Origin of the sequence: Micromonospora sp. NPDC049523 (assembly GCF_040676775.1) — a bacterium.
Lineage (GTDB): Bacteria > Actinomycetota > Actinomycetes > Mycobacteriales > Micromonosporaceae > Micromonospora_G.
Map to the genome: position 1 here is coordinate 1 of NZ_JBFAPP010000051.1, position 7186 is coordinate 7186.

Below are 7186 nucleotides of genomic sequence, written 5' to 3' on the forward strand. Positions count from 1 at the left end.
CCACACACCTCACCAAAAACCCCCGCAAAACCCGGAAACACCCCCAACCCCAACCCCATCCCCACCCGCTGCGACCCCTGACCCGTAAACATGAATCCCGTACGTCCCCGTTGGACGGTGTCGCGGACGAGGCCGGCAGGTGACCGGTCCCCGGTTGCCAGGGCGGTCAAGCCGGCCAGCAGCTCATCCCGGTCGCCGCCGACCACTGCCGCTCGGTGCGGCATCAGCGGTCGGCCGGCGAGGGTGCCCGCCACGTCCTCGGGGGATGGGTCGTGCCGCCGGATCCAGTCGGCCAGCCGGCGCGCCTGCCCGCTCAGGGCCTCGGGCGTACGGGCGGAGAGCAGCCAGGGCAGCACCGTCGGCCCGACCGGCTCGGAGGCCGACTCGGTCGTCGGCGCCTCTTCGATGATGACGTGGGCATTGGTGCCGCCGAACCCGAACGAGGAGACCGCGGCGCAGCGCGGCTGGTCGGCACGGGGCCACGGGCGCGCCTCGGTGAGCAGCGCCACCGATCCGGCCGTCCAGTCCACGTGTCGGGAAGGCTGGTCCACGTGCAGGGTGCGGGGTGCCAGGCCGTGACGCATGGCGAGGATCATCTTGATCACACCGCCGACACCCGCCGCCGCCTGGGCATGGCCGATGTTGGACTTCAGCGAGCCGAGCAGCACCGGACGGTCGCCGGGCCGGTCCTGGCCGTAGGTGGCGATCACCGCGCGTGCTTCGATCGGGTCACCGAGCGTCGTACCCGTGCCGTGTGCCTCCACCACGTCCACCCGCTCCGGGGAGAGTCGGGCGGCGGCCAGCGCCTGCCGGATCACCCGCTCCTGCGCCGGCCCGTTGGGTGCGGTCAATCCGTTCGAGGCGCCGTCGGAGTTCACCGCCGAGCCACGTACCACGGCGAGCACGCGGTGGCCGTGGCGACGCGCGTCCGAGAGCCGTTCGAGCAGCAGCAGGCCGACTCCCTCCGACCAGCCGGTGCCGTCAGCCGACTCGGCGAACGACTTGCACCGACCGTCCGGCGCCAGGCCCCGCAACCGGGAGAACTCGACGAACGCGGTGGGGGTCGACATCACCGTCACCCCGCCCGCGACGGCGAGGTCACACTCCCCCCGGCGCAGCGCGTTGCCCGCGAGGTGCAGCGCCACCAGGGACGACGAGCACGCGGTGTCCACGGTTACCGTGGGCCCCTCCAGCCCGAACGTGTATGCGAGCCGGCCCGACGCGATGCTGCCCGCGCTGCCGCTGAACAGGTACCCCTCGACATCGTCGGCCGGCAGGTTCGGCCGCGAGCCGTAGTCGTTGTACATCACCCCGACAAAAACCCCGGTACGGCTGCCCCGCAGCGACTCCGGGTCCAGTCCGGCGCTTTCCATGGTTTCCCACGTGGTCTCCAGCAGCAGACGCTGCTGCGGGTCGACCGCGGACGCCTCCCGCGGTGACATGCCGAAGAACTCCGCGTCGAACCGGTCCGCACCGGTCAGGAACCCGCCCTGCCGGGTGTACGACGTGCCGACCTGGTCCGGATCCTGCGCGTAGAGCTCGGCCAGTGGCCAGCCGCGATCGGTCGGGAACTCGGAAACCGCGTCCACCCCGTCGGCGACCAGGTGCCACAGGTCCTCCGGTGAACTGACGCCACCGGGGTATCGGCAGGCCATCCCGACGATCGCCATCGGTTCCTGCTCCTTCTCCTCGACCTCGCGCAGCCGTCGACGAGCCTCCTGGGCGTCGGCGATCGACCGCCGGAGGTACTCGCGGAGTTTCTCTTCGTCAGCCACTTCTGCTCCAGCCCAGGTAGATGTCGTCGGGGGATCGGGTGGGGCTCAGTCGAGGTCGTCGACGAGCGCGAACAGTTCCTCGTCACTGGCCGCGGCGAGATCGTCGACAGGTTCGGTGTCGACGGACTCCCCGGCATCGGTGTCGCCACAAAGGTTCAGCAGGTCGCGCAGCCGTGCGCTGACCGACGCCCGCTCGTCCGGGTCCAGCGCGGTCGAACGAACCAGCGTGGCGAGTGTGTCCAGCTCCGCGAGCAGTTCGGCGCCGGGCCGCTCGACCACTATCTGGTCCAGCAGGTAGCCGGCGAGGGCTGCCGGACTCGGATAGTCGAAGACCAGGGTGGCCGGCAGTCGCAGACCGGTCGCGGTGCTGAGCTGGTTGCGCAGCTCGATCGCGGTGAGTGAGTCGAAGCCCAGTTCCTGGAAGGCGCGGGTCGGATCGACGTCGTCCGGGTCGGCGTGTCCCAGCACCATCGCCACCCGGGCGCGTACCAGGTCGGTGAGGGTCTCCCGCCGTTCCGCCACGGTCAGGTCGGCCAGCCGCTGGGCCAGCGTCGGACCGGCCGGCGCGGCGGCCGTACCGGCACCGGTCGGCCGTGCCGGACGTCGGACCAGGCTGCGCAGCGGGGCGGGGTGCGCGTCGACCGGCCCGCGCAGGGCGGTCGGGTCCAGCCGGGTGACGGCGACGACCGGTGCGCCGGTGGTGACCGCCAGGTCGAACAGCGGCATCGCCTCGTCGACCGCCAGGGGCAGCAGCCCGACCCGGGCCATCCGTTGCCGGTCGACCTCGGCCAGGTGGCTGGTGATGCTGCTGGCCTCTGCCCAGAGCCCCCATGCGAGCGAGGTCGCCGGCAGCCCGTGGGCCTGGCGGTGCTGGGCCAGGGCGTCGAGGAAGGTGTTCGCGGCGCAGTAGTTGCCCTGCCCCGCGGTGCCGAGCAGGCCCGCCACGGACGAGTAGAGGACGAATGCCGATAGGGGGTGTTCCCGGGTGAGTTCGTGCAGGTGCCACGCGGCGTCGACCTTCGGTCGCAGCACCCGGGCGAGCTGGTCCGGGGTGAGTGCCGCGAGCACGCCGTCGTCGAGCACCCCGGCGGTGTGCACCACCGCCGAGAGCCGGACCTGCGCCGGCAGCTCCGCCAGGACGGCGGCGAGCGCCGAACGGTCGGCCACGTCGCAGGCGACGATGGTCGCGGTCGCACCGAGCCCCGCCAACTCGGCGCGGAGTTCGTCCGCACCCGGCGCGGCCGGACCACGCCGGCTCAGCAGCAGCAGGTCCCGTACGCCGTGGGCCACCACGAGGTGCCGGGCGAGCAGACCGCCCAGGGTGCCGGTGGCACCGGTGATCAGCACGGTGCCACCGGCCCAGTCCGGCACCGGCACCGGCTCCGGCTCCGGTCGCGGAACCGAATGCGGGGTACGGGCGAGTCGCGGCACCCGGATCTCGCCACCGCGCACCGCCACCTGCGGCTCGCCCGAGGCGAGCGCGGCCGCGAGCGTGTGCCCCGATCGAGGGTCGTCGTCGAGGTCGAGCAGGACGAACCGGTCGGGGTGCTCGGTCTGCGCCGCGCGGAGCAGCCCCCACACACCGGCCTGTGCCAGGTCGGCGGCGGTGGTGTCGGCGGCGGTGACCGCACCCCGGGTGACGACCACCAGGCGGGTGTCGACGAGCCGCTCCTGCGCCAGCCACTCCTGGCTGAACGCCAGCATCCGGCGCAGTGTCTCGTGTGCCCGGTCCGGCAGCTCGGCGGCGGGGCCGGTCGTCGATGGCACCGGCATCAGCACCATCCTCGGTACGGGCACGCCACCGTCCAGCGCGACCGTCAACCCGGCCAGGTCCCGGTACGGTCCGGAACCGTCCGGCGGGTTCCCCCCGTCGCCCGGCACCGCCGGCCCAGCCGGACGCTCCCCCAACCCACGTACCGGCTCGGCGAGCCCGTCGGCGACCATGGCCAGCCCGTCGTCGAGCACGACCCAGTCGGGCGGCTCCGCTGGGGTTCCGCCGCTGGGCGGGCGGACCCACTCCACGGCGTACAAGCCGTCCTGGTCGGCCCGTACGTCGGCGGGCGGCAGGTCGGCCGAGAGCGGACGGAGCAGCAGTTCGTCGACCGTCGCCAGGGCCGCTCCGGTGTGGTCGGTGAGCACCAGCGATGCCATCTGGGTGCCGCCCTCGGCGGTGGACACCGACAGGCGGACCCGGGCAGCCGACGCACCGGGGGTGTGCACGGTGACCCCGGACCAGGAGAACGGCAGCAGGACCTCGGCTTTCTCGTCCGGATCGGACGGCGCCGACGTGGGTAGCAGTGCATGCAGGGCGGCGTCCAGCAATGCCGGATGCACCGCGAACAGTCCCGCGTCGGCTCGGCTCTCGGTGGGTAGGGTGATCTCGGCGTACAGGTCGTCGTCGTGGCGCCAGAGCCGGTGCAGGCCACGGAACGCGGGTCCGTACCGGTAGCCGTGCTCGGCCAGTCGGTCGTAGGACCCGTCGAGGTCGACCTCTGCCGCCCGGGGCGGTGGCCAGATCGCCAACCGCTCTGCCGAGCCGGGCTCGGGGCTCAGGGCGCCGCTGGCGTACCGGGTCCAGGGCGACTCGTCGTCGTCGGGCCGCGCGTGGATGGTCACCGGCCGCAGCCCGGCGGCGTCCGGGGCCCGTACGGTCACCTGGAGCGCCACCGCACCTCGTTGCGGCAGCCGCAGCGGCGCGGTCACGGTCAGCTCGGCCACCCGGGGGCAACCGACCTGCTCCCCGGCGCGCAGTGCCAGTTCCAGGAACGCCGTGCCGGGCAGCAGGTCGAGGTCCAGCACCCGATGCTCGCGCAGCCAGTGGTCGGTGCCCGGGGAGAGCCGGCCGGTGAGCACCGTCGTCTCGCCGTCGGCAAGCTCGGTCGTCGCGCCGAGCAGCGGATGGCCGGTCTCGCCCAGCCCGAACGCCGCGGCGGTGCCGATCCCGCGCGGGGCGTCGAGCCAGTAGCGGTTCCGGCGGAACGCGTACGTGGGCAGCGGCACTCGCCGCGCGCCGGGGAAGATCAGCGACCAGTCGAGGTTCGCGCCCCGGACGTGCGACGCGGCGAGTACGGCGAGCACGCTGGCCGTCTCCGGCCGACCCGCCCGCAGCATCGGTGCGAGCATCCCGGGCTCGCCGGTCAGGCAGGCTCGGGCCATCGCGCTGAGTACGCCGTCCGGCCCGAGTTCGACGAACTCGGTCACCCCGAGCGTCTGGAGTTGGCGCATCCCGTCCAGGAAGCGGACCGGCTGTCGCACATGCTGGAGCCAGTAGTCGGGCGAACAGAGCTGCTCGGCGGTGGCCAGCTCACCGGTGACGTCGGAGACGATCGGCCGGCGCGGCGGGTGGAAGGTCAGTTCGACCAGGATGCCCCGGAACGCGTCCAGTACGTCGTCCATGTGCGGTGAGTGGAACGCGTGACTGACCGGCAGCCGAGCGGTCCGGCGCCCCTTCGCCGCCCAACCGGCGGCAATAGAGTCGACCGCGACGTCGTCGCCGGAGATGACGGTGGCGGACGGCCCGTTCAACGCCGCGATGGCCACGGCGGCCTCGAAGCCGGTGAGCGACTCCCGGACCTCGTCCTCGCTGGCCTGGATGGCGGCCATCGCACCGTTGTCCCGGGCCGACTGCATGGCCCTACCCCGAGCGGCGATCAGCCGACACGCGTCCGGCAGGTCGAGTACGCCCGCGACGTGCGCGGCGGCGACCTCGCCGACCGAATGGCCGAGCAGGTAGTCGGGGACCAGCCCGGCCCGTTCGGCGAGCCGGTACAGGGCCACCTCGATGGCGAACACCGCCGCCTGGGTGAACGCGGTCTGGTCGAGGATGGCCGAGTCGGCACTGCCCTCGGGCGCGAACAGTACGGTCTTCAGCGGCCGGTCCAGTACGCCGTCGAGGTGCGCGCACACCTCGTCGAGGGCGGTCGCGAAGACGGCGTCGTGCTGGTACAGGTCGCGTCCCATGCCGACCCGTTGGCTGCCCTGCCCGGTGAAGAGGAACGCGGTTCGACCACGTCCCGCGCCGGTGCCGGTGATCACGCCGGCCGCGTCCTCGCCCCGGGCCAGCGCGTCCAGGCCGCGCAGCAGGGCGGCCCGGTCGGCGCCGAGCACCGCCGCGCGATGTTCCAGCCTGGCCCGGCTGGTGGCCAGCGAGAAGCCGAGATCGGCCAGGTCCAGTTCGGGCCGGTCGGCGACGAATTGCCGCAGCCGGTCGGCCTGGGCGCGCAGCCCCCGCTCGTCCGCCCCGGAGAGCACCAAGGGGAGCATCGCGCCCGCCGACGCCGCCTGCTGCCCCGCCGTTACCGCCTGCTGCCCCGCCGTCGCCGACCCCTGCCCCGCCGACTGTTCCGGGGTCGACTGTTCCGGGGTCGACGTTCCGGGCGGCGCCGTCGGGTTCGGCGGCGTCTGGTGCGGAGGCTCCTCGAGGATGACGTGCGCGTTGGTCCCGCTGATGCCGAAGGAGGAGACACCCGCGCGCCGGGGCCGCTCCCCGGCCGGCCACGGCTGTGCGCTGGTGAGTAGGGCCACCGACCCGGACTCCCAGTCCACGTGCGTCGACGGTTGGTCGACGTGCAACGTACGCGGGAGCAGACCGTGCCGAAGTGCCTGGATCATCTTGATCACACCGCCGACTCCGGCCGCCGCCTGGGCGTGACCGATGTTGGACTTCAACGAGCCCAGCCACAGCGGCTGGCCGGCCGGCCGGTCCTGACCGTAGGTGGCGAGCAGCGCCTGTGCCTCGATCGGGTCGCCGAGCGTGGTGCCGGTGCCGTGGGCCTCGACGGCGTCCACGTCGGAGGTACGGAGACCCGCGGCGGCGAGCGCCTGCCGGATCACCCGATCCTGGGACGGCCCGTTCGGCGCGGTCAGCCCGTTCGACGCACCGTCGGAGTTCACCGCGGAACCACGCAGCACGGCCAGGATCTGGTGGCCCCGCGCCAGGGCGTCCGACGCCCGCTCCACCAGCAGCAGCCCGACCCCCTCGGACCATCCCGTGCCGTCGGCGTCGGTCGAGAACGACTTGCACCGGCCGTCCGGGGCGAGCCCACGCTGGCGGGAGAATTCGATGAACGTACTCGGGGCGGCCATCACGGTCACCCCGCCGGCCAGGGCCAGGTCGCACTCGCCCTGGCGCAGCGCCTGCGCGGCGAGGTGCAGGGACACCAGCGACGACGAGCAGGCGGTGTCCACCGTGATCGCCGGCCCCTCCAGCCCGTAGGCGTAGGCGAGCCGACCGGAGACGACGCTGGAGGTGTTGCCGGCGAGGAGGAACCCTTCGAACTCGGGTGGTGCGGCGGTGAGCCGGGCGGCGTAGTCGCCGTACATCACCCCGGTGAAGACACCGGTACGACTACCACGCAACGACCCCGGATCGATCCCCGCATGCTCGAACACCTCCCACGCCGTCTCCAACA

At 73.1% G+C, this 7186-nt stretch carries 2 protein-coding genes; both read right to left on the minus strand.

The window, feature by feature from the left end; translation table 11 throughout:
• Positions 1-1775 (minus strand): type I polyketide synthase (locus AB0J90_RS35550; RefSeq protein ID WP_363603490.1); only part of this gene is annotated, 1775 nt, incomplete at its 3' end.
• Between the two features lie 45 nt (positions 1776-1820).
• Positions 1821-7184 carry a type I polyketide synthase gene (locus tag AB0J90_RS35555; RefSeq protein ID WP_363603491.1) on the minus strand — a complete coding sequence of 1788 codons (5364 nt, stop codon included), beginning with the start codon at positions 7182-7184 and terminating at the stop codon, positions 1821-1823.
• Between the last annotated feature and the right edge of the window lie 2 nt (positions 7185-7186).